The organism is Bosea sp. AS-1, assembly GCF_002220095.1.
Classification (GTDB): Bacteria; Pseudomonadota; Alphaproteobacteria; order Rhizobiales; family Beijerinckiaceae; genus Allobosea.
Window position 1 is genome coordinate 2762931 of record NZ_CP022372.1, and the last position, 20975, is coordinate 2783905.

Consider the following 20975-nt stretch of genomic DNA (forward strand, 5'->3'; position numbering starts at 1 on the left):
TTGTTGGGCACGTGAATTTGTTGGGCACGTGAACCTTTCGGCGAGATGCCGCGACGAATGAGCGCCAGCGCAATGCTGACGTTCATTCAGGACGACGGTCATGTCGACCCGGTTTCAGGCAGTCATCTTTCTTCTGGGTATTGTAGGTCTTTCCGGCGTTGCGCTGGCACAGCAACTCCGGGGATGGCGCACGCAAGGCCCGGTTCCCGCCGCCATTCTGAAAGGGGCCGAGCTGGGGCGGGTTCGCGTTCCCGGTCCCGTGCGGCTGCGCTACGCGGCGACGGATTGCGGTGCCGGCTTCTGCACCGAGCCGCCGAGGCAGGTCGGGCAGTCCGAGGTGGTCGCGGCCGCCGATGCCTGCAGCAGCCTCGGCCCGGCGCGCGACCGCAACGGCCGGCCGGTCCGCCGCCTCTGCACCTTCAATTGAGAGCGGAACGCCTCAGACGGCGATGCCGTGGAGGTCGTAAGCGTCGGCACGCTCGATCTTCACGGTGACGATGTCGCCCGGCCGCAAGGGGCGCCGGCTCGCGATATAGACATTGCCGTCGATCTCGGGCGCGTCCCATTTCGAGCGGCCCTTGGCGACGGTTGGCCCAGCCTCGTCGATGATGACCGGGATGCGCTTGCCCACGCGACCCTTGACGATGCGGGCGGAAATCTCGGCCTGCGCCTTCATGAAGCGGTGCCAGCGGGCTTCCTTCTCCTCCTCGGGGACGAGGGCGAAGCCGAGGTCGTTGGCGGGAGCACCCTTCACCGGCTCGTATTTGAAGCAGCCGACACGCTCCAGCTTCGCTTCCTTCAGCCAGTCGAGCAGGATCTCCATGTCCTCCTCGGTCTCGCCGGGGAAACCGACGATGAAGGTCGAGCGGATGGCGAGATCCGGACAGATCTCGCGCCATTTCCGGATTCGGTCGAGCGTGCGGTCCTGATGGGCCGGGCGCTTCATCGCCTTGAGCACGTTGGGCGAAGCGTGCTGGAAGGGGATGTCGAGATAGGGCAGGACGATCCCTTCCTGCATCAGGGGGATGACCTCGTCGACATGCGGATAGGGGTAGACGTAGTGCAGGCGCACCCACATCCCCATCTGGCCCAGTTCGCGGGCGAGCTCGAAGAAGCGGGTGCGGACCTCGCGGTCCTTCCACATCGAGGGCGCATACTTGATGTCGAGCCCGTAGGCGCTGGTGTCCTGCGAGATCACCAGCAGTTCCTTGACGCCGGCCTTGGCCAGCTTCTCGGCCTCGCGCAGCACATCGCCGATCGGCCGCGAGACGAGGTCGCCGCGCAGCTTCGGGATGATGCAGAAGGTGCAGCGATTGTTGCAACCCTCTGAAATCTTGAGATAGGCATAGTGCCGTGGCGTCAGCTTCACGCCCTGGTCCGGCACGAGATCGATGAAGGGGTCGTGCTTCGGCGGTACGGCCTGATGGACGGCCGAGACGACGCTCTCATAGGCCTGCGGGCCGGTGATCGCGAGCACGTTCGGAAAGGCGTCGCGGATCTGCTCCGGCTCGGCGCCCATGCAGCCGGTGACGATGACCTTGCCGTTCTCGGCCATGGCCGAACCGATCGCCTCGAGCGATTCCGCCTTGGCAGAATCGAGGAAGCCGCAGGTGTTGACGATGACGAGGTCGGCACCGGAATGGCTCTTCGAGAGCTCGTAGCCCTCGGAGCGCAGCGAGGTGATGATCCGCTCGGAATCGACGAGCGCCTTGGGGCAACCCAGCGAAACGAAGGAGATTTTCGGCGCGACGGCGTTCATCGGCTGATGGCTTATGTCCAGCATGTCAGGAGGCGCCAACGCATCGCGGCGCGCGGGCGGCGCCTCCTTTGAACCTTTTCAGCCTGTTTGGCAATCCAAACGAGCGTTCAGCCCGCCGGGCCGGTCGCCACCGGCCGCTCGGGATCCTGCGTCCAGTCGGTCATCGAGCCATCGTAGAGCGCGACCTCGTCACGACCGAGGAGCTCGGACAGCACGAACCAGTTCGCCGCGGCCGAATGGCCGGTGTTGCAGTAGGAGACGGCCGGCCCTTGCGGCACCACGGCGAAGAGTTTTTCCAATTCGGCCCGGGACTTGAGCTTGCCTGTGCCGGGCTCGAAGGCGCCGGCGTAGTCGCGCGGGATCGCGCCGGGGATGTGGCCGCCGCGCGTCGCCTCGGCCGCCTTCTCGCGGCCCTCGAAATAGCTCGGGCCACGCGCATCGACGAGGCTCGCCTGCTTGCTGCGCGCGGCGATCAGGGTCGCGTCGGTTGTGCTCCGCAACTGCTGCTGCGCGACGACCGGGTAGGGCGCCGCGCTCCTCGGCCGCGACGGGCCGCTCTCGACCGGGCGCTTCGCATCGCTCGTCCAGCCCTTGAAGCCGCCGTCGAGAATGGCCTGCTGGCCGTGACCGATGAACTTGAGCGTCCAGTAGACGCGCGCCGCCGCGGCGAAGTCGGTCGCTGCCGTGCCGGCCGGGACGATGACGATCTCGTCATGCGGCTTGATGCCGAGGCGGCCGGCCAGAGCGGCGAGATGGTCGGTGGGCGGCAGCATGCCCGGCGCGTTGCCGACCCTGGCGCGCCAGCCATCGGCGGCATAGTCGGAATGGACGGCGCCGGGGATGTGGCTAGCCTCGAAGGCTTCGCGGCCGCCATCCGCGGCGGTGCGGATGTCGATGATGACGAGATTGTCGTCGCCGAGCCGGGCGGCGAGGGCGTCCGGCGCGATCAGTCCTGCGAGTGCGGGCTGGCTCATGCAGCGTCGTCCTTCTGCAATTCGTCGATCACGTCGAGGTCGTAGCTCATCTCGGCGGTTGCCCCGAGCATGATCGAAGCGGAACAGTATTTTTCCTTCGACAATGTGACGGCCCGCTCGGCCTTGGCCCGCGACAGGCCCTTGCCGGAGATCCGGTAATGCAGGTGGATCTTCGTGAAGACCTTGGGGTCGGTCGTGGCGCGCTCGGCCTCGACCTCGACCTCGCAGCCGGTCACCGCCTCGCGACCCTTCTTGAGGATGCTGACGACGTCGAAGCCGGTGCAGCCGGCAAGTCCGATCAGCAGCATCTCCATCGGCCGGATGCCGATATTGCGGCCACCATATTCAGGGGCGCCGTCCATCATCACGGCATGGCCGCTGCCGGCCTCGCCCATGAAGGCCATGCCTTCCACCCATTTCGCGCGTGCCTTCATCGCGATCTCCCATACCGATCGAGGACCGCCGCTTTCGCTGCGGCGGGATTCGGAGGCGGAGGCTATGGCATCGCGCGGAAAAGTGGAAACCGGTTTTCGAGGCTGCCGGATCGGCCAGGATCAGGGTCCGACGAGCTGCCCGCCGTCGACGACGATGCTCTGGGCCGTGACCCAGCTCGCCTTGTCGGAGGCGAGGAAGAGCACGACTTCGGCGATCTCCTCGGGTTTGCCCATCCGGCCGAAGGGGATGTTGGCCAGCGTCGCCTGATAGAGCGTGGGGTTCGAGGTCTTGCGGTCCTCCCAGGTGCCGCCCGGGAACTCGATCGAGCCGGGCGCGACGCAGTTCACCCGGATGCCCTGCCGCGACAGCATCTTCGCCTGGCTCGCCGTATAGTGCATCACCGCCGCCTTGATCGCGCCGTAGGGCGCCGCGCGCGACGAGGCTCGCAGGGCCGAGATCGACGAGACATTCACGATCGACGAGCCCGGCTTCATGTGGGGGATCGCGGCGTGGCTGCCGCGGACGATCGCCATCATGTCGATGTCGAACGAGGCAGCCCAGCCTTCCTCGTCGTCCGTCTGGCCGAAGCCGGAGGCGTTGTTGACGAGGACGTCCAGCCCGTCGAGAGCCTTCACGGCCTCGGGCACATAGGCGGCGATCGCACCCGCGTCGGCGAGATCGACGCTGGCCGCGTGAGCCGTGACGCCGAGCGCCTCGATCTCCCGGCGCGTCGCCTCGAGCGGACCGGCTCCCCGGGCGCAGATCGAGACGGAGGCACCGCCCGCTGCGAAGCCCAGCGCGATGGAGCGTCCGATGCCGCGGCTGCCTCCCATCACGATCACGCGCTTGCCGGTGAATTCCTTGGCCATGCGGGCATTTCCTTCCTGATAGCGTAGGGCATCCTTATAGCGGTTGCGACGGGGGCGGTCTCAGGTGCGGCCGGCATGGCTGCCATCCCTCCGGTTCGCGGTTGGAGTGTAAGGCTCGTCGCCCGGGCGCTCTCGAAGTGGTACGATCGCTGCGATAGATTCCCCTGGCAAACGCGATTGGGGGTTGTCGCAGTCGACAAGGGCGGGAGCGGGGAGCCGCGCGAAGCCGCCATCGGATCAAGAGGTGTCGCCCTGAGAGCGATGATCGAAGACGCGCTGCGCAGCAACTGGAAGAGCCTTTTTTCCTATGCGCTGCGCCTGACCGACAATCCCGACGCTGCCGCGGACCTGGTCCAGTCCTGCGCCCTCAAGGCCCTCGGGAACCGGGGCGCGCAGCCGCGCCCGGAAGCGGTTCGCGCCTGGCTGTTCACGATCGTCCGCAACAGCTGGATCGACAGTTATCGCCGCGACCATCGCCGCGACGAGGAGGCGGATACCGGATCGGCGCCGAATGGCTTCGACCACCGCTATGACGACGGCATCATCGCGGAGATCACCGTGCGGCAGGCGTTGAGGCAGATCGCACCGACCCATCGCGAGATCATCGAACTGGTCGATCTGGCCGGTTTCCGCTATGGCGAGGTCGCATCCATCCTGGGCGTACCGCAAGGAACGATCATGAGCCGGCTGAGCCGGGCGAGGCAGGCCCTGCTGGCCGTGATCGAGCGCGAGAACCTGCGCCCGATCGAGTCGAGACGCCGACATGCACAGTGAAACGTCAGCTTCGGGCGAGACGGTCTCCTGGGACAGGTTGAGCGCCTATGTCGACGACGAGCTTTCGCCGAATGAGGCGGCCGATGTCGCCGCGGCGGTCGCGCGTGATCCCAGGCTCGCCGAACAGGTCGCGACGTTGTCGCGGCTGCGCGCCGTGACACGTCGCCTGCCGTCCGAAGCTGCGGCGCCGGCCCTGGTGCTGCCGCGGCGCCGGCGTCCGGGGGTGGCCTTGCTCATCGCCGCCAGTCTGGCGCTCGCGGCCTGCCTCGGCCTTTTTGTACTGCGTTCCGTCGAGCCTGCGGCGACGCCCGATGCGGGCCTGACTGCTGCGGTCGCGGCGCATCGGCACTGGATCGACGCGCGCCCGGCCGACGCGCCGGCGCCGCGCGTCCAGGTCGATCTCGCCGCCGCGCGCAGTCGGCACCTTCCCGATCTCAGCGCCTCCGCGCTCGAACTCGGCTATCTGTCGCTTGATCCGACATCGCGCGATGGAGGGCTTCTGGCCGGCTATCGCGGCCCGCATGGCTGCCGGCTCGGCCTCTGGATGGCTCCTCATTCGCGGCAGTGGGGTGACACGCCGGCGGCGAGCGACCGCGATGGCCTGCGCATCCGCGCCTGGAGCACGGCAGAGGCCGACTACGCGCTGCTCAGCCGCGGCATGGATCCGGCGCGGCTCGACCGTCTGGCCGATCTGATCGCGAAGCTGATCCGCCAGCAGCAGGCGCCGAGCGAGGAGCTGGTCGCGGCCCTCAGGGAGGTGCCGAAGATCGGCGAGCCCTGCGGAGCCTGATCGCGGGTTTTCTCGAGATGGAATAAATCGACGCTCCTGCGCGTCTTTGTCTTTCGAGGAATGTGTCCTCGGGAGAAATGCCATGTTGAACAGACGACAGATGCTGACATCTGCCGGGAGGGCCGCATTGGGGCTGGGAGCCGTCGCGATCGGCGGTTCGCGATTCTCGGCCTTCGCCACCGAAACCGTCAAGCTGCCCTTCGAGAATGGTGAGCGCGAGCTCGTCAAGGTGCCCGGCAAGCGCCCCCTGATCCAGCAGACCGCGCGGCCGCCGCAGCTCGAGACGCCGTTCTCGGTTTTCAACGAGGGTGTCATCACACCCAACGATGCGTTCTTCGTGCGCTATCATCTCGCGGACATCCCGCTGGAGATCGACCCGGACAAGTTTCGGCTCGAGGTGAAGGGCAAGGTGGCGAAGCCGCTGTCGCTGTCGCTGCGTGAGCTGAAGAGCATGCCCGCCGTCGAGATCGTCGCCGTCAACCAGTGCTCCGGCAATAGCCGCGGCTTCGTCGAACCGCGTGTGGCGGGCGGCCAGCTCGGCAATGGTGCGATGGGCAATGCGCGCTGGCGCGGCGTTTCGTTGAAGACCGTGCTGGAGAAGGCCGGTGTCCAGGCGGGAGCCGTGCAGGTGGCCTTCGCCGGACTCGACGGTCCGGCTGCGCCCGATACGCCCGACTTTACCAAGGCGCTCGCGCTCGACCACGCTCGCGATGGCGAAGTGATGCTCGCCTATGCCATGAACGGGACGGATCTCCCCTGGCTCAACGGCTATCCGCTGCGCCTGGTCGTGCCGGGCTATTACGGCACCTATTGGGTCAAGCACCTCAACGAGATCACGGTGCTCGACAAGGAGCTCGACAGCTTCTGGATGAAGACGGCCTACCGGATTCCCGACAATGACTGCGCCTGCGTCGAGCCGGGGAAATCGCCGACGGCGACGATTCCGATCAACCGTTTCAACGTCCGCTCCTTCATCACCAATGTGCTGGACGGCGCGAAGGTGAAAGCTGGCGAGGTGGCGCTGCGCGGCATCGCCTTCGACGGCGGCTCCGGCATCGCCGAGGTCCAGGTTTCCGGCGACGGCGGCAAGTCCTGGGTCAAGGCCAGCCTCGGCCAGGACCTGGGCAAGTACTCCTTCCGCGAATGGAAGGCGAATGTCGCTGTCGCTGCCGGCGAGCAGAAGCTGATGGTCAAGGCGACCAACGCCAAGGGCCAGACCCAGCCGATGCAGCCGCTCTGGAACCCGTCCGGCTACATGCGCAACGTCGTCGAGACGACGCGCGTCATGGCGGCGTGAGGGAGATTGTCATGTCCATGATCACCCGTTCCCGCGCGCTCGGCGCCGCGTTCGTCCTGGCGCTCGGCTTTGCCGTTCCCGCGCTCGCCGCTCCGAAGACCTACAAGCTTCCGGACGAGACGGCGACGTTCAAGCCCGGTCCCGAGCCCGGCTTCGAGGCCGCAAAAAACAACTGCACGGCCTGCCATTCGACCGACTACATCAACTACCAGCCGGGCAAGAAGGGCCATGCCTTCTGGGAGGCCGAGGTCCAGAAGATGATCAAGGTCTACAAGGCGCCGATCGACGAGAAGGACGCCAAGGCCATCGCCGAGTATCTCGGCCAAACCTATTGAGCGAGGGGCGCCTCTTGCCCCGGCACGAGGCGCCCTGCTTCAACCTTCGCCATTGGCCGCGAGCCGGATCGATCGCGCGACATGCTCGTAGTTGTCGGCGAGGATCGCCGTCGCGACGCGGATATGCCGGGTCGGCATCACCGCGCATTTGCTGCCGGGAAGAACGGCGATGCGTCGCGCTGCCAACGTGACCAGCGCGAATTGCTCGGAGGCGACCGGCACCCAGATGCAAAGGCCGTCGCCGGGCGGGATCGCGATGCCCTGCATGCCGAGCGCCGTAACCAGCGCTGCACGCCGCTCGGCATAGAGGTGCCGGTTCGCCGCCAGACGCGCCCTGGTGTCGTCGTCGGTGAGCAGCCACGCCGTCATCTCCTGCAGCAGCCGGCTCGTCCATCCCGAGCTGAAGCTGCGATAGGACTGGATCTGGCGCCGGATCGCGGCGGGAGCCGAAAGCACGGCCAGGCGCAGATCCGGGCCATGCGATTTCGAGAAGGACAGGATGTGGATGACCCGGTCGGGAAACCGGCTGCCGAGGCTCGCCGGCGGCAAGGGCGAGACCTCGCCGATGCCGTCATCCTCGATGATCAGCGTGTCGCTTTCCGCCAGCACGGCTGCCAGCGCATCGAGGCGCGCCGGGCTGACGCGCCGCCCGGTCACCGAATGCGTGCGTGGCTGGTAGACGAAGGCGGTCGGTTTATGGGCCAGCGCCTGCGCCAACGCCTCTGGCAGCGGCCCCTCCGCATCGCAGGCGACGGGCAGGGGGCGCGCGCCCCGATCTTCGAGGATGTCGAGCAGGCGCATGGCCGTCGGATCCTCGATCGCCACGGTCGCCCCCGGCATGATCAGCGCATGAACAGCCGAGTAGAAGGCGTTGTAGCCGCCATTGGTGGCTAGGAAGGTTTCCGGTTCATAGGGCCAGCGCCGCTCGACCGCGAGGCGCAGGCTGTCGAGGATCGGCGTGCGCTCGTAGCTGTGCAGGTTCCGCGCTCCCGCCGCGTGCCGCAGTGCCTTGTCCAGGGGCGGCAGCACGGCCGTGTCCGGTACGGAGAGCGACAGGTCGAGCACGTCATCGCCGAAGAGGCCCGAAGTACCGGTGCGGGCAGGGCGCGGGCCGATCGTATCGCCCGTCACCCAGCTGCCGGAGCGGCCGCGTCCCTCGATCATGCGCTGGTGGCGCAACTCGCTCCAGGCTTCGGAGACGGTCGCGGGACTGATGCCGAGCCTGTAGGCAAGGTCACGCACGGTTGGCAGTTTGACGCCGGCGGGCAGTACGCCGCGGCGGATCAGCGTCGCGGTCTGGTTCGCGATTCCACGCGCGCTGACGTCGGAGAGCTGGCCAGCGAACCAGGCCGCATCATCTGTCCTGTCTGCCACAGCGGGTGTCCGATATTGTTCGATAACGTAATAATGATTGATCGCAGCTTCTGAACATTCAATTCTTCGCCGAATTGTCAATGCGGAGAGCGTCGATGAAGGTCGAGGTCCGGCTGGCCTTGCGCGATTGGGACTATGTGACGCCGCTCGTGCTGGGCGATGTCGCCGATGAGCGGATCGCATTGAAGGTCGATCGCGTCGGCACGCTTCCCGAGGACCTGGCGACCGACCCGGACTATGACGCCTGCGAGGTTTCGTTCAGCCGCTACACGACCGGGCGCAGCCGTGGCGAGGCCGGCATCTTCGGCGTGCCGAATTTCGTCATGCGCGGCTTCCGCCACCGCTGCATCATCACGAGCCGGACCAGTGGGCTGACGAGGCTCGAGGAGCTGAAGGGCGCGCGCATCGGCGTCACGGGTTGGCAGGATTCCGGCAACACCTGGACGCGGGCGGCGCTGGCGCCTGCGGGTATCGGCGTCGAGGATGCGCGCTGGTATGCAGGGCGACTCAGCGCCGCCCATCCAATCACCGACCGGCTCGGCCCCTATGCCCGGCCGGGACGGATCGAGGCCATGCCCGGCGAGAAGCCGATGCTCGACGCGCTGCTCGACGGCGAGCTCGACGCCATCTTCACGCCCTTCATGCCGCCGGGATTCTACTCCCCGGATTCGCCGTTCCGCCATTTGCTGACCGATCTGCCTGGGGCTGAGCTCGCCTATTTTCGCGAGGTCGGCTACGTGCCCGGCATCCATATCCTCGGCTTCAAGGCCGATTTCGCCCGGCGCCACCCATGGCTGCCGCAGGCGCTGAGCGACCTCATCGACGAGTCGCAGCGCCTCTGGCTCGAAAAACGTCGCAAATACGCCGACACCACCCCCTGGATCATCGACGAGCTCGGCCGCTGCGGCCGCGACCTGCCGGACAGCTGGAACGCCAGCGGGCTCGAAGCCAACCGGCGAATGATCGCGGGCTTCCTTGACGAGATCCGCAGCCAGGGACTCGCCGAGACGGACCTGACACCGGATATGCTGTTTCCGCCGCTCGAAAACTTCGCTGCCGCGGCTTGAACCCATCGGTAGAAGATAAGGGGAACCGACCATGAAGCTTCGCATCGCGGCTTGCGCCGCTGCCTTCGTCACCCTCGCAGCCGTACCGGCCTTCGCCCAGGCCGATCCGAGCGTGAAGATCGCCAAGCAGAGCACAAACGAGCCATTGCGCGCGCGCCTGCCGGAAACGATCCGCAGCGCCGGCAAGATGACTGCGGTCAACAGCGGTTCCTTCCCGCCCTACGAGATCGTCCAGTCCCCGACCGAGGTGACGGGCGCCAGCGCCGATCTCGGCGACGCCATCGGCGAACTGCTCGGCATCAAGATCGAGCACGCGACGGTGAACGGCCTGTCGTCGATCCTGACCGGCATCAAGGCCGGCCGCTACCAGTTCGCGATGGGGCCGGTCGGTGACTTCAAGTCGCGGCAGGAGGCCAATGACTTCGTCGACTGGGTGCGCGAATACGTCGTCTTCGCCGTGCAGAAGGGCAATCCGGGCGGTATCAACGGCCTGGACGACGCCTGCGGCAAGCGCATCGCCGTGCAGTCGGCCGGCTCGGCCGAGAAGGTGATCAAGGCGCAGGCCGAGAAATGCGCCGCCGAGGGCAAGCCGGTGCTAACCGTGCAGTCCTATCCGGACCAGCCGACCTCGATCCTCGCCGTCCGTTCGAAGCGGGCCGATGCCTTCTTCTCCTCGCAGGCGCCGCTGACCTATTTCGTCCAGCAGTCCAATGGCGAGCTGGAACTGGCCGCCGTCGGCAAGTCCAACGGCTTCAACGACCTGTTCCAGGGCGCGGTGGTGCCGAAGGGCTCGGAGCTCGGCGGCGTGCTGAAGGACGCGATCAAGGTCCTGGTCGACAACGGCACCTATGCCGCGATCATGAAGAAGTGGGGGCTTGAGAACAACAAGATCGAGGCGCCCGGCATCAATCTCTCGCAGAACTGAGCCATGGCGAACGCTTCGGTGGAAACCGGCCCGGCGGAGGCGGCGCTACGCGACGTCGCCAATGCGCACCAGCCTCCCGAATGGGGGCGCTGGCTGCTCTGGGCCTTCGTGCTGTTCGTGGCGGCGGAATTCGCCTGGATCGTCGCGCGCAACCCGAATTTCGGCTGGCCCATCGTCGGCCAGTGGTTCACCGAAGCCTCGGTCCTGCGCGGGCTCGGCGTCACGCTGGGCCTGACCGTGGTGGCGATGACGCTGGGCACGGCGCTCGGCCTCATCCTCGCCATCGCGCGCATGTCGCAGGACCGGATGTTCAGCTCGTTCGCTGGGTTGTTCATCTGGTTCTTCCGCGGCACGCCGCTCCTGGTGCAGCTGATCTTCTGGTACAACCTCTCGACACTGTTCCCTGAAATCGCGATCAAAATCCCGTTCGGCCCGGTGCTGGCGAGCTGGAACACCAACGACCTGATCACGCCGATGACGGCGGCGATCGCTGGGCTCTCGCTCAACGAGGCGGCCTATATGGCCGAGATCATCCGCGGTGGCTTGCTCTCGGTCGACAAGGGGCAGGTCGAAGCGACCGACGCCTTCGGCATGACCCGCGCCCGCGCGCTCCGGCGCGTCATCATCCCGCAGGCGATGCGCTCGATCGTGCCGCCGACCGGCAACCAGCTCATCAGCATGATCAAGGCGACCTCGCTCGTCAGCGTCATCGCCATGGCGGACCTGCTCTATTCGGTGCAGAACATCTACAACCGCACCTTCGAGGTCATCCCGATGCTGATGGTCGCGGTGATCTGGTACCTGATCATCACCTCGATCCTGAACGTGGTGCAGGGCTTCATCGAACGCTACTACGCGCGCGGCGAGCGTGGCGCGGGTCAGGCCGACAAGCCGGCGGTCCGTGTGGAGGAGCCCGCATGATCAAGGCTGCCGAGGGCGCCACGCCGATGGTGCGCGCCCGCAACGTCCACAAATCCTTCGGCCACAACGAGGTGCTGAAGGGCATCGATCTCGACGTCGCGCCGGGCGAGGTCGTCGTCGTGCTGGGGCCCTCGGGCTCGGGCAAGTCGACCTTCCTGCGCTGCATCAACCATCTGGAATCGATCCAGCGCGGCTTCATCGAGGTCGATGGCGAGCAGGTCGGCTACGCCCTCCGCGGCAACCGGCTGACGAAGCTGTCGGACCATGCCATCGCCGTGCAGCGGCGCAAGATCGGCATGGTCTTCCAGCAGTTCAACCTCTACCCGCATATGACGGCGCTGGAGAACATCGTCGAAGCGCCGGTCGGCGTGCACAAGCAGCCGCGCAACGAGGCGCAAGCCTATGCGATGGAGCTGCTCGCCCGCGTCGGGCTGGCCGAGAAGGCGAACGCCTATCCGCGCCAGCTCTCCGGCGGCCAGCAGCAGCGCGTCGCCATTGCCCGGGCGCTCGCGATCCGGCCGAAGCTGATGCTGTTCGACGAGCCGACCTCGGCGCTCGATCCCGAACTCGTCGGCGAGGTGCTGAATGTGATGCGCGACCTTGCGGGGCAGGGCCTGACGATGATCGTCGTCACCCACGAGATCGGTTTCGCCCGCGAGGCGGCCGACCGCGTCGTCTTCATGGATGGCGGCGTCGTGGTGGAGCAGGGGCCGCCCCAGGAGGTGCTCGGCAACCCGCAGCACCCGCGCACGCGCCTGTTCCTCAGCCGCTTCATCGAAAAGGTCTGAGAGCGGCGGGCGTCAGAACGCCCGCCCTGTCCCGAGTTGAGAGGCATCCCGGGTCAGACCCGGGATGACAGGGGGAATGCCATCGTCGTCGAGCTGGGCGCTCAGGCGACTGCAGTACCCTGCGGTTTCAGCTCTTCGATCGACGGGATGCGGTTTTCGAACCACCAGGCCGCGGCGGCGCGCGACATCGCCGCGCCGTCATGGCCGATGCCCGGCACCGTGATGAGCTGCCAGTTGCAAGGCACGCCCAACCGCTCGGCCTCGGCGCGGGCGAAGTCGAGCATGAAATGGGCGCGGCCATAGCGATGTGGTCCCTGCGCCAGAGCCTCTGCCTGCGAGGGCAGGTTCGGGTCGTCCGTGACGATGTCGCGGTCGCCGGCGAACAGGATCATCGGGTAGGCGAACCAGCGCGCAAGCGCTTCGCGATCGCGATCGAGCCCGCCGAGCCCTTCCGGGAAGCGGCGTTCGAGCGTCGGCAGGGTGTACCAGCCGGGATTCGAGGCCATCGCGGCGGCATAGGGCTCGCTGCCTTGCGTCGCCAGCAAGCGGTGGACAAACTGGCCGCCGGCGGAATGGCCGAAGATACGGATGACCGGCTGGTCGATAACCCCGCCGGCGCGCAGAGCCTCCAGCACGCGGGTCGGTACGGCGTAGAGCCATTGCTCGCGCGGTGCGATCGTTCCGTCTTCCGTGACGACCAGCCCGTTATTGTAGCCTTCGGCCTTGGGGAATTCCTCGTTCGGGAAGGTCGGCGCGACGATCAAGAGGTTGTGCTTCTCGGCCGCCTCGATCCAGAAGTCGCGGTAGTCGTCGCCGTTGCGCAGCATGCCGTGCTGCACGACGATGACGGGATCGTTCGGCTGGTGGCGCGCAGGGCGATAGCAGTTGACGACGAGCGGGCGGTCGGGGTGCCGGCCGTCGATGAAGGGCAGGGCGCCGCGGCCGACCGACGGGTTGAGGGTGGTGGTGGTCATGCGGCCTCCGAAGCCTTGTGCAGATGGCAGGCTGCGCTGCGACCGGGCGCGATCTCGACGAGCGTCGGCCGGACTTCGCGGCAGACCGGCATGGCCTGCCCGCAGCGCGGATGAAAGGGGCAGCCGGACGGCGGCGCCAGTGGCGACGGCAATTCGCCCTTCAGCGGTTCGAAGGCATGCTTGCGCCGCTTCGCCGAGGGGATCGCGGCGATCAGTGCTGCGCTGTAGGGATGCGCCGGCGCGGCGAAGATCTCCGCCGCCCGCCCGATCTCGACGATGCGGCCGAGATACATGATCGCGACCCGGTCGCTGATATGGCGCACGAGGCCGAGATCATGGCTGACGAAAAGATAGGTCAGGCCATGGCGCTCGCGCACATCCATGAACAGGTTGATCACCTGCGCCTGGATCGAGACATCGAGCGCCGAGACCGGCTCGTCGCAGACGAGGAAATCCGGCTTCACGGCGAGCGCCCGCGCGATGCCGATGCGCTGGCGCTGCCCGCCGGAGAATTGGTGCGGATAGCGCTCGCGATAGGCGAGATCGAGCCCGACCTCGCTCAGCGCCTGATCGACGGCCTTGTCGATCTCGGGCTTGGGCAGGAGCTTGTGGACGCTCAAGGCCTCGCCGACGATGCGGCTGACCTTCATGCGCGGATCGAGCGAGGCGTAGGGGTCCTGGAAGATCATCTGAACCTTGAGCAGGAAATCGAGCCGCTCCTTGCCCTTCAGGCCGGCAACCGGCTGCTGCTCGTAGACCACCTCGCCGGTGGTCGGCTTGAGGATGCCGGTGACGACGCGGGCGAGGGTGGACTTGCCGCAGCCGGATTCGCCGACGAGGCCGAGCACCTCGCCGCGCTTGACGCTGAGGTCGATGCCATCGACGGCGCGCAGGACCGGCGGGGCCTTGCCGCGCCCGGTCGCCATCAGGATGCGTTCTGCCAGGGTCGGCTTGCGGCGGAAATGCTTGGTGATGCCCTTGAGCTCAATGATCGGCGCGCTGGTCGAGGCACTTGTCGGAGCACTCATGCCGCTTCTCCCATCGGCACGGGGTTGTGGCAGCGGAAGCCGCGGTCGCCTTCTGCGGTCGTCGCCGGATCCTGCTCGGCGCAGATCGGCTGGACGCGGGGGCAGCGCGGCCGGAAGGGACAGCCGCTCGGGCGCGCATCGATGCGTGGGGCGACGCCGTCGATCTGATGCAGCCGCTCGCCCGGCGCGACATTGGCGGCTGAGGAGTTGAGCAGGCCGAGTGTATAGGGATGGCGCGGCGCATCGAGCACTTCGTCGACGGGCCCGATCTCGACGACACGGCCGGCATACATCACCGCCACACGGTCGGCGAGCTCGGCCACCACCGCGAGATCGTGGGTGATCCAGAGAACGGCCGTGCCTGTCTCGCGGGCGAGCTTCTGCACCTCGAACAGGATCTGGCTCTGGATGGTGACGTCGAGCGCGGTCGTCGGCTCGTCGGCGATGATCAGGTCGGGCGCGTTGAGCAGCGCCGTTGCGATCGCGACCCGCTGGCGCATGCCGCCGGAGAATTCGTGCGGGAACTGCCTGAGGCGCGCCTCGGGCGAGGAGATGCCGACGCGGGCCAGTGCCTTCGCCGCCTCGTCGAGCGCCTCCTGCCGGCTGCAGCCGCGATGCTCCAGGATGGCCTCGCTCATCTGCTCGCCGATGCTGAGCACCGGGTTCAGCGTCATCAGCGGGTCCTGGAAGATCATGGCGATGCGGTCGCCGCGCAGGTCACGCAGCCGCTCCTCGGAGGCCGCGCGCAGATCCTCGCCGTCGAAGCTGACCGAGCCGGCGACGATCTCGCCCGGCGGGTCGATCAACCGGACCAGCGAGAAGCCGGTCACGGACTTGCCGGAGCCGGATTCGCCGACGAGACCCAGCACCTCGCCACGCGCGACGCTGAGGTCGACGCCATCGACAGCGGGCCAGGCGCCGTCGAGCGCGTGGAAGACAGTCCTGAGGCCGCGGACGTCGAGCAGGGCGTCGGTCATGAGCGCACGTTGAAGCTGCGGCGCAGGCGGTCGCCGACGAGGTTGAGCGAGACGATCAGCAGCACCAGCGCGATGCCGGGGAAGACCGCGATCCAGTATTCGCCGGAGAGCAGGAATTCGAAGCCGTTGGCGATCAGCAACCCGAGCGAGGGCTGCGTCACAGGCACGCCGACGCCGAGGAAGGACAAGGTCGCCTCCAGCGTGATCGCGCCGGCGATGCTGATCGAGGCGACGACCAGCACCGAGCCGACCGAATTCGGCAGGAGATGCGCGATCATGATGTGCCGGGTCGGCAGGCCGAAGTTGAGCGCCGCCTCGATATATTCCTTGCGCCGCTCGACCAGTGCGGAGGCGCGCATCAGCCGGGCATACTGCGCCCATTGCACCAGGATGATGGCGAGGATCACCTTGTCGACGCCGCGTCCGATCGAGGCGAGCAGGACGAGCGCGATCAGGATCGACGGGAAGCCGAGCATGAAGTCGACGACGCGCATGATCGCGGCATCGACCGCCCCGCCGAACTGCGCCGCTAGAAGCCCAGCCGAGATGCCGACGAAGAGTGCGCCGATCGTCGCCGAGAGGCCGACCATCAGGCTGGTGCGCAGCCCGTAGAGAATGGCGCTCAGCATGTCGCGGCCCTGCGAATCCGTTCCGAGCCAGTAGGTCATGCCGTTCATGCCGGCCTCGCCCGGCGGCAGGCGGTTGTCCATCACGCTGAGCGAGGCGAGGTCGTGCGGGTTCTGCGGTGCGATGAGTGGCGCGAACAGCGCAAGCGCCACCATGATGCCGAGCAGGATCGCGGCGCCGCGTGTCGTCGGCCGGCTGCGGATGCGGCGCAGCACCTTCCGGCGCAGGGCTGTGTCGGCGTAGGCCGGGATGGCGGGGGCCTTCGTCTCAACGCTCATGCCATCTCTCCCGTCAGCTTCACCCGCGGGTCGAGCGCGGCGTAGAGGATGTCGACGAGGAAATTCACGGTGACGAAGAGCAGCGTCGCCAGCAGGACGTAGGCGACGACCACCGGCCGGTCGAGCTGATAGACCGAGTCGATCAGCAGTTTGCCCATGCCCGGCCAGGCGAAGACCGTCTCGGTGATGGTCGAGAAGGCGACGAGGCTGCCGAATTCAATCCCGACGACGGTGACGACCGGAATCAGGATGTTGCGCAGCACGTGCCGGCCGACGATGCGCCGCGGCCGCACGCCCTTGGCGCGGGCATATTTGACGTAGTCCTGCGTCATGGTCTCGGTGGTGCCGGCGGCGACGAGGCGGATCATCAGCGCGATCTGGGGTATGGCGAGGTTGATCGCCGGCAGGGCGAGATGGACGAGCCCGTCCCAGGTCAGGAGGCTGATCGGGACGCCCAGCACGGACACCGTCTCGCCGCGGCCTGCCGTCGGCAGCCAGCCGAGGACCACGGCAAAGAGCAGGATCAGCATCATGCCCTTCCAGAAGCTCGGCAGCGAGAAGCCCAGCAGCGTGGCGCCCATGATGAAGCGCGACGGGCGGCTTTCCGGGTCGAGTCCGGCATAGAGCCCAAGCGGCACGCCGGTGACGATGGCAAGCGTCATCGAAAGCAGGACCAGCTCGAAGGTCGCCGGCAGGCGCTGCAGGATCAGCTCGATCGCCGGGATGCCATGCACGAAGGAGCGGCCGAGGTCGCCCTGCAGCGCGTTGCCCATGAAGACGAAATATTGCTGCCAGATCGGCAGGTCGAGGCCGAGGCGTTTGATCAAGGCCAGACGCTCGGCCGCGCTGACCTGTGGCGAGACCAGGAGCTCGATGGGGTCGCCGATGCCGTAGACGGCGAAGAACACCACGACCGAGACCGCGAGCAGCACGAGCACGCTCTGGATCAGCCGTTGCAGGACATAAGCGGCCATAGGCTGGGACCGGCTCCGTTACGCATTCGGCACGGGCCGCCCTTGGTGGGCGGCCCGGCAGTTCAGGGATTTCGACGGCCTGTGCGGTCGGCCTACTTGGCCTTCGGCTTCACAGACATGGCCAGCATGTACTGGTCGGCGCGGCCCTTGACGTCGAGGTCGGACTTGAAGGCCCAGATGCCGCTTTCGAAGTGGAGCGGGATGAAGGCGTAGTCGGCGAGGACGATCTTTCCGGCCTGCTGCAGCAGCTCCGAGCGCTTGTTGTCGTCGAGCGTCGTGACGGCCTCGCGGATCAGCTTGTCGAACTGGTCGTTCTTGTAGCCGCCATAATTCGAACCGCCGAGCGTCTTGGCCTCGTTGGGGGTCGGCGGCCACTGGCGCAGGAAGGAGGCCGCCTCGCCGGTGCCGGAGCCCCAGCCGCCGATCGCGACCGAGAATTCCTTCTTGGCGCGGCGGGGGAAATAGATCGCGCGCGTCATCGCATCGACATCGGCCTTGATGCCGACCTGCGTCAGATACTGCGCGACGGCCTGGGTGATCTGGCTGTCGTTGATATAGCGATCGTTGGTGGTCGACAGCGTGAGCTGGAAGCCCTTGGCGTAGCCGGCCTCGGCCAGCAGCTTCTTCGCCTGCGCAGGGTCATAGGCCAGCTTTTCCGGATTCGGCTGCGTGCCGAACATGCCGGTCGGCAGGTACTGGTAGGCGGGCTCGGCCGCGCCGTCCATGATGCGCTTGACGATGGCGTCGCGGTCGATGGCGAGCGACATCGCCTTGCGCACGCGGACATCCTTCAGCGGGTTCTTGCCGTCGTCCGACTTGACGAAGGGGCTTTGGTCGCGGGCGACGTCGAGCTGGAAATAGACCACGCGGGTCGAGGGCGCGATGACATAGCCGAAGCGCTTGTCGCCCTTGATGCGGCCGAGATCGCGTGCCGCCGGGTTCTCGATCACGTCGTAGTCGCCGGCGAGCAGGCCGGCGAGGCGCGGGCCGGCATTGGTCACCGGCAGCAGGCGGACGGTCTCCCAGGGTTCTGCCTTGCCCCAGTAGGTCGGATTGCGCTCGAGTTCGATGGCCGAGCCGCGCACGTAGGATTTCAGCTTGTAGGGGCCGGTGCCGATGGTCAGCGTGCCGTCGTTGAAGCCGTTGACCGTCGGCCAGGGGCCGGTGACGCCGCAGTTCTTGGCGATGTCGTAGGAGATCGGGCCGTGCTCGACGATGGAGGCCGAAAGGATGCCGAGGCCCGACATCAGGTTCGGCAGCAGCGGCTCGGGCTCCTTCGTGTTGATCACCAGCGTATGCGCATCGGGCGCTTCGACCGAGGCGAAGTTGCCGGTGACGTCGGCGAAGGAATCCGTAATCTTGGTCTCGTTCTTCAGCGTGCGGCAGAAGGTGAAGACCACGTCCTCGGCGGTGAAGGGCTTGCCGTTCGAGAACTTCACGCCGTCGCGCAGCTTGAAGGTCCAGCGGTTCTTGCCGTCGTTCTCCCAGGAGGTCGCGAGGCCCGGATGCAGCTTCTGCTGCTCGTCCTGGCGCACCAGCGAGTCGAAGATGTGCTGCGCCAGCGCGTTGTTCGGGGTGAGGTCGTGGTAATGCGGATCGACGGCCGTCGGCTCGGAGGCCAGCGCGATACGCAAGGTCTGCGCCGAGGCTGCGGTAGCAGACAGGCTGAGCGCGGCCAGGGCCGCGGCGAACAGGGGTTGACGCATGATGATATCCGCTCCCGCTTGTCGTTTTGACAGGTTTATTTTCGTCGGGTAGCAAACATGAAAATTTTTGAACGTCAACCGGTCGGAGGCACATGTCCCAAGGCTTGAAGCCGTCGACGGATCTCTCGAACCGCATCGCGCAGATCTACCCCTCCCTGAGCAACGGTCACCGTCGTGCGGCCGATTTCGTGCTGCAGCATCCGCTCGATGTCGCGACCATGACCATCGAGGGGTTGGCAGAGGGGAGCGGCACCTCCAACGCGACGGTGACGCGCTTCGTCCGCGCGCTCGGCTACGGCGGTTATGGCGAATTCCGCAGCGCCCTGTCGGCAGCGCTGAAATTCGCGCATGATCCGGTCGACAACTTCGCGGGGGCCCGCGCCGAAGCCGGATCGATCTTCGCGACCTTTGACGCGGCGCTGGCCGACCAGGCCACCAATCTCCAGGCCGCGCGCGACGGGTTGACCGAAGCAGCTGTGACGCAGGCCGTCGCACTGCTGCTCAAGGCGCCGCGCGTCTTCATCGCCGCCTCGGGAGCGAGCCACTATGTCGCATCCTTCCTCGAGGATGGGCTCGCTCTCTATCTCGATGCCGACGTGGTCTTCGCCTCGTCGCGGACCGGGCCTGAGCGCGCGATCCGGCACATGATGTCGGCGCGCGAGGACGACCTGGTCGTGGCGATCTCGGTCTTCCGCTATTCCCGTTCGACGCTCGACCTCGCGAGCTTCGCCAAGAAGCGCGGGGCGGCGTTGCTGGTCCTGACCGACAGCCCGACCTCGCCGTTGGCGCCGCTGGCCGATGTCACACTCTTCGCCCCGGCGCGCAGTCGCCTGCTGCCGAACTCGCCGACCGCGGTCTTCGCCTTGGCGGATGCCCTGATCGCAGCCGTCGCGCGCGAGCGGCCGGATGCGGTCGAAGCCCTGAAGGAGCTGAGCGAGAGCCTGCTCTGGACGTTCCATCGCTAGATGGAGTGCGTCCGCCTGAACCTGCTTTCTCAGGCGGCCTTGGCGGCTGCCTTCTTCTCAGCCATGTGCTGTTCCTCGGCCATGCCGTCGCGCCAGTAGCTGACGATCAGGTGCCGGTCGAAGTCGCGACGCAGCCGTTCCCGGGCGCCGGCACGGATTCGCAGGAACGCGGCATGCTCCATTGCCGCCCAGAGATAGGTGTCAGGCCCATCCGCCGGCCAATCGAGCGTTTCGAAGGCTTCCGCCAGCCGGGATGGCGCACCCTTCGGGCGATGCAGCCAGCGCAGCGTCAGGCCGGCCGGCGTCACGAGCGCCTGTTCTTCCGCGCTGCCGTCGACCTCGATGATGGCGAGGCCCGTGGCATCCGTTGGCAGCGCCGCCAGCATTCGCCCGACTGCCGGCAGGCCGGTCGCATCGGCGAGGAAGACGTAGCGTCCGGCGCTCCTGAGCCCGCGCCCGCCCGGGCCCGCCATGCCGATCCGGTCGCCGGGTTGCGCCCGGTTGGCGAAGGCCGAGCCCGGCCCGGCATCGTCATGCAGCACGAAGTCGATGGCCACGGTTCCGGCGGCGGCGTCGATGCTGCGGATCGTGTATTTGCGGATCGCCGGGCGCTTCTCGGCGGGCGGCACGATCGGTAGTCCGTCCTCGCCGAGCATCGGCCAGATCGGTTCTACGGGCTCGGCCGGCGGAAAGAACAGCCGGACATGCAGCGCTTCAAGCGTGTCGTAGCGGCCGAGATCCTCGCCGCTGAAATGGATGCGGCGCATATGAGGCGTCAGCGTCTCGACCGCCGTGACGGCGAGGATGCGAAAATCGGGCAGGAGCGAGGAGCCGGCACCGTCGCCTTCCCAGCGGATCTGGATCTGCGCTCCAGCCGGGGCGAACTCGACGACATGGCTCGCGATGGCGAAGCGCATCGCGCGCAGGGCGGCAAGCTCGGACGCCTCGACCCTGACGCCAAGCTCCACCGCGTCGTAGGTGAGCGTCGCCGCGGCGCCGTCGAGCGCGATGCGGGCCTCGCCGGGGCCGGTTTCGACGCTGGCCTCGTGCTCGACCATATGCGCGCATAGCGGCGCCACCACCGCGGCGGGATCGGGCAGGGCTATCCGGGCGCGGGTCACGAACATCGGTCTCTCCG

Annotated in this window: 22 protein-coding genes; 10 read left to right on the plus strand and 12 right to left on the minus strand. The window is 67.1% G+C overall.

From position 1 onward, the window contains the following. Positions 1-100 precede the first annotated feature (100 nt). A complete protein-coding gene (locus tag CE453_RS28625; protein ID WP_157733045.1) occupies positions 101-427 on the plus strand; it encodes a hypothetical protein in 327 nt (108 codons plus the stop codon). A 12-nt stretch (positions 428-439) separates the two neighbouring features. On the opposite strand, the gene rimO is transcribed toward CE453_RS28625, so the two are convergent. The 4 genes from rimO to CE453_RS14940 all read right to left on the minus strand — a co-directional run bounded on the left by rimO (position 440) and on the right by CE453_RS14940 (position 4037). Beyond that, positions 440-1783, minus strand: a complete 1344-nt coding sequence (gene rimO, locus CE453_RS14925; RefSeq protein ID WP_248308078.1) for a 30S ribosomal protein S12 methylthiotransferase RimO — start codon at positions 1781-1783, stop codon at positions 440-442. Positions 1784-1866: 83 nt separating this feature from the next. Continuing rightward, positions 1867-2733, minus strand: a complete 867-nt coding sequence (locus tag CE453_RS14930) for a sulfurtransferase (RefSeq protein ID WP_089175308.1) — start codon at positions 2731-2733, stop codon at positions 1867-1869. Next, on the minus strand, positions 2730-3167 hold the full coding sequence (locus tag CE453_RS14935) for an OsmC family protein (protein WP_089175309.1): 438 nt from the start codon (positions 3165-3167) through the stop codon (positions 2730-2732). The genes CE453_RS14930 and CE453_RS14935 overlap by 4 nt, the downstream gene beginning before the upstream one ends. 120 nt (positions 3168-3287) lie before the next feature. Next, positions 3288-4037 carry an SDR family NAD(P)-dependent oxidoreductase gene (locus tag CE453_RS14940; protein WP_089175310.1) on the minus strand — a complete coding sequence of 250 codons (750 nt, stop codon included), beginning with the start codon at positions 4035-4037 and terminating at the stop codon, positions 3288-3290. 75 nt (positions 4038-4112) lie between these two features. Between CE453_RS14940 and CE453_RS14945 the strand changes: the two genes are divergently transcribed. The 4 genes from CE453_RS14945 (at position 4113) to sorB (ending at position 7233) form a co-directional block, all read left to right on the plus strand. Next, on the plus strand, positions 4113-4811 hold the full coding sequence (locus CE453_RS14945) for an RNA polymerase sigma factor (RefSeq protein WP_248308079.1): 699 nt from the start codon (positions 4113-4115) through the stop codon (positions 4809-4811). Continuing rightward, a complete protein-coding gene (locus CE453_RS14950) occupies positions 4801-5601 on the plus strand; it encodes an anti-sigma factor (RefSeq protein WP_157733046.1) in 801 nt (266 codons plus the stop codon). Before CE453_RS14945 ends, CE453_RS14950 begins: the two co-directional genes overlap by 11 nt. 82 nt (positions 5602-5683) lie before the next feature. Beyond that, positions 5684-6898 (plus strand): SorA family sulfite dehydrogenase catalytic subunit, encoded by a 1215-nt coding sequence (gene sorA / locus CE453_RS14955; RefSeq protein WP_089175313.1) that lies wholly within the window; start codon positions 5684-5686, stop codon positions 6896-6898. 11 nt (positions 6899-6909) lie between these two features. After that, positions 6910-7233, plus strand: coding sequence for a SorB family sulfite dehydrogenase c-type cytochrome subunit (gene sorB, locus CE453_RS14960; protein ID WP_089175314.1), 324 nt, complete (start codon positions 6910-6912; stop codon positions 7231-7233). A gap of 39 nt (positions 7234-7272) precedes the next feature. Here the strand turns inward: sorB and CE453_RS14965 are convergent, their stop codons facing one another. Continuing rightward, the gene (locus tag CE453_RS14965; protein ID WP_248307743.1) at positions 7273-8607 is read right to left on the minus strand and encodes an aminotransferase-like domain-containing protein; all 1335 of its coding nucleotides are present in this window, start codon (positions 8605-8607) and stop codon (positions 7273-7275) included. A 95-nt stretch (positions 8608-8702) separates the two neighbouring features. Between CE453_RS14965 and CE453_RS14970 the strand changes: the two genes are divergently transcribed. From CE453_RS14970 to CE453_RS14985, 4 genes are read left to right on the plus strand one after another with little or no spacing between them, the layout of a single operon-like run. Continuing rightward, positions 8703-9674, plus strand: a complete 972-nt coding sequence (locus CE453_RS14970) for a substrate-binding domain-containing protein (protein WP_089175315.1) — start codon at positions 8703-8705, stop codon at positions 9672-9674. Positions 9675-9705: 31 nt separating this feature from the next. Next, positions 9706-10599, plus strand: a complete 894-nt coding sequence (locus CE453_RS14975; RefSeq protein WP_089175316.1) for an ABC transporter substrate-binding protein — start codon at positions 9706-9708, stop codon at positions 10597-10599. A gap of 3 nt (positions 10600-10602) precedes the next feature. After that, positions 10603-11520, plus strand: coding sequence for an amino acid ABC transporter permease (locus tag CE453_RS14980; protein WP_089175317.1), 918 nt, complete (start codon positions 10603-10605; stop codon positions 11518-11520). Next, complete coding sequence (locus tag CE453_RS14985; protein WP_282568786.1) at positions 11520-12308, plus strand: amino acid ABC transporter ATP-binding protein; 789 nt, start codon at positions 11520-11522, stop codon at positions 12306-12308. The genes CE453_RS14980 and CE453_RS14985 overlap by 1 nt, the downstream gene beginning before the upstream one ends. Positions 12309-12409: 101 nt before the next feature. Here the strand turns inward: CE453_RS14985 and CE453_RS14990 are convergent, their stop codons facing one another. The 6 genes from CE453_RS14990 to CE453_RS15015 all read right to left on the minus strand — a co-directional run bounded on the left by CE453_RS14990 (position 12410) and on the right by CE453_RS15015 (position 18872). Next, a complete protein-coding gene (locus CE453_RS14990; RefSeq protein ID WP_089175319.1) occupies positions 12410-13282 on the minus strand; it encodes an alpha/beta hydrolase family protein in 873 nt (290 codons plus the stop codon). Further along, positions 13279-14310: an ABC transporter ATP-binding protein gene (locus CE453_RS14995; RefSeq protein WP_089175320.1), complete on the minus strand. Its 1032-nt coding sequence runs from the start codon at positions 14308-14310 to the stop codon at positions 13279-13281. The genes CE453_RS14990 and CE453_RS14995 overlap by 4 nt, the downstream gene beginning before the upstream one ends. Next, positions 14307-15287: an ABC transporter ATP-binding protein gene (locus CE453_RS15000; protein WP_089175321.1), complete on the minus strand. Its 981-nt coding sequence runs from the start codon at positions 15285-15287 to the stop codon at positions 14307-14309. The genes CE453_RS14995 and CE453_RS15000 overlap by 4 nt, the downstream gene beginning before the upstream one ends. Beyond that, positions 15284-16192, minus strand: coding sequence for an ABC transporter permease (locus CE453_RS15005; protein WP_089175322.1), 909 nt, complete (start codon positions 16190-16192; stop codon positions 15284-15286). The genes CE453_RS15000 and CE453_RS15005 overlap by 4 nt, the downstream gene beginning before the upstream one ends. Beyond that, entirely contained in the window at positions 16189-17166 is a 978-nt protein-coding gene (locus tag CE453_RS15010; RefSeq protein ID WP_089175323.1) for an ABC transporter permease, read from the minus strand. Before CE453_RS15010 ends, CE453_RS15005 begins: the two co-directional genes overlap by 4 nt. A gap of 92 nt (positions 17167-17258) precedes the next feature. Next, positions 17259-18872, minus strand: coding sequence for an ABC transporter substrate-binding protein (locus CE453_RS15015; protein ID WP_089175324.1), 1614 nt, complete (start codon positions 18870-18872; stop codon positions 17259-17261). A gap of 92 nt (positions 18873-18964) precedes the next feature. Here CE453_RS15015 and CE453_RS15020 point away from each other — a divergent pair, with 92 nt between their 5' ends. Then, positions 18965-19837 carry a MurR/RpiR family transcriptional regulator gene (locus tag CE453_RS15020; RefSeq protein WP_089175325.1) on the plus strand — a complete coding sequence of 291 codons (873 nt, stop codon included), beginning with the start codon at positions 18965-18967 and terminating at the stop codon, positions 19835-19837. A gap of 29 nt (positions 19838-19866) precedes the next feature. On the opposite strand, the gene CE453_RS15025 is transcribed toward CE453_RS15020, so the two are convergent. Next, complete coding sequence (locus CE453_RS15025; RefSeq protein ID WP_198302117.1) at positions 19867-20964, minus strand: siderophore-interacting protein; 1098 nt, start codon at positions 20962-20964, stop codon at positions 19867-19869. Positions 20965-20975: the final 11 nt, after the last annotated feature.

Excerpts from the sequence above, each read along its gene's own strand:
- CE453_RS28625 (WP_157733045.1), top strand. The coding sequence starts at position 101 with ATGTCGACCCGGTTTCAGGCAGTCATCTTTCTTCTGGGTATTGTAGGT.
- rimO (WP_248308078.1), bottom strand. The coding sequence starts at position 1,783 with ATGCTGGACATAAGCCATCAGCCGATGAACGCCGTCGCGCCGAAAATC.
- CE453_RS14930 (WP_089175308.1), bottom strand. The coding sequence starts at position 2,733 with ATGAGCCAGCCCGCACTCGCAGGACTGATCGCGCCGGACGCCCTCGCC.
- CE453_RS14935 (WP_089175309.1), bottom strand. The coding sequence starts at position 3,167 with ATGAAGGCACGCGCGAAATGGGTGGAAGGCATGGCCTTCATGGGCGAG.
- CE453_RS14940 (WP_089175310.1), bottom strand. The coding sequence starts at position 4,037 with ATGGCCAAGGAATTCACCGGCAAGCGCGTGATCGTGATGGGAGGCAGC.
- CE453_RS14945 (WP_248308079.1), top strand. The coding sequence starts at position 4,113 with ATGGCTGCCATCCCTCCGGTTCGCGGTTGGAGTGTAAGGCTCGTCGCC.
- CE453_RS14950 (WP_157733046.1), top strand. The coding sequence starts at position 4,801 with ATGCACAGTGAAACGTCAGCTTCGGGCGAGACGGTCTCCTGGGACAGG.
- sorA (WP_089175313.1), top strand. The coding sequence starts at position 5,684 with ATGTTGAACAGACGACAGATGCTGACATCTGCCGGGAGGGCCGCATTG.
- sorB (WP_089175314.1), top strand. The coding sequence starts at position 6,910 with ATGTCCATGATCACCCGTTCCCGCGCGCTCGGCGCCGCGTTCGTCCTG.
- CE453_RS14970 (WP_089175315.1), top strand. The coding sequence starts at position 8,703 with ATGAAGGTCGAGGTCCGGCTGGCCTTGCGCGATTGGGACTATGTGACG.
- CE453_RS14975 (WP_089175316.1), top strand. The coding sequence starts at position 9,706 with ATGAAGCTTCGCATCGCGGCTTGCGCCGCTGCCTTCGTCACCCTCGCA.
- CE453_RS14980 (WP_089175317.1), top strand. The coding sequence starts at position 10,603 with ATGGCGAACGCTTCGGTGGAAACCGGCCCGGCGGAGGCGGCGCTACGC.
- CE453_RS14990 (WP_089175319.1), bottom strand. The coding sequence starts at position 13,282 with ATGACCACCACCACCCTCAACCCGTCGGTCGGCCGCGGCGCCCTGCCC.
- CE453_RS14995 (WP_089175320.1), bottom strand. The coding sequence starts at position 14,310 with ATGAGTGCTCCGACAAGTGCCTCGACCAGCGCGCCGATCATTGAGCTC.
- CE453_RS15000 (WP_089175321.1), bottom strand. The coding sequence starts at position 15,287 with ATGACCGACGCCCTGCTCGACGTCCGCGGCCTCAGGACTGTCTTCCAC.
- CE453_RS15005 (WP_089175322.1), bottom strand. The coding sequence starts at position 16,192 with ATGAGCGTTGAGACGAAGGCCCCCGCCATCCCGGCCTACGCCGACACA.
- CE453_RS15010 (WP_089175323.1), bottom strand. The coding sequence starts at position 17,166 with ATGGCCGCTTATGTCCTGCAACGGCTGATCCAGAGCGTGCTCGTGCTG.
- CE453_RS15015 (WP_089175324.1), bottom strand. The coding sequence starts at position 18,872 with ATGCGTCAACCCCTGTTCGCCGCGGCCCTGGCCGCGCTCAGCCTGTCT.
- CE453_RS15020 (WP_089175325.1), top strand. The coding sequence starts at position 18,965 with ATGTCCCAAGGCTTGAAGCCGTCGACGGATCTCTCGAACCGCATCGCG.
- CE453_RS15025 (WP_198302117.1), bottom strand. The coding sequence starts at position 20,964 with ATGTTCGTGACCCGCGCCCGGATAGCCCTGCCCGATCCCGCCGCGGTG.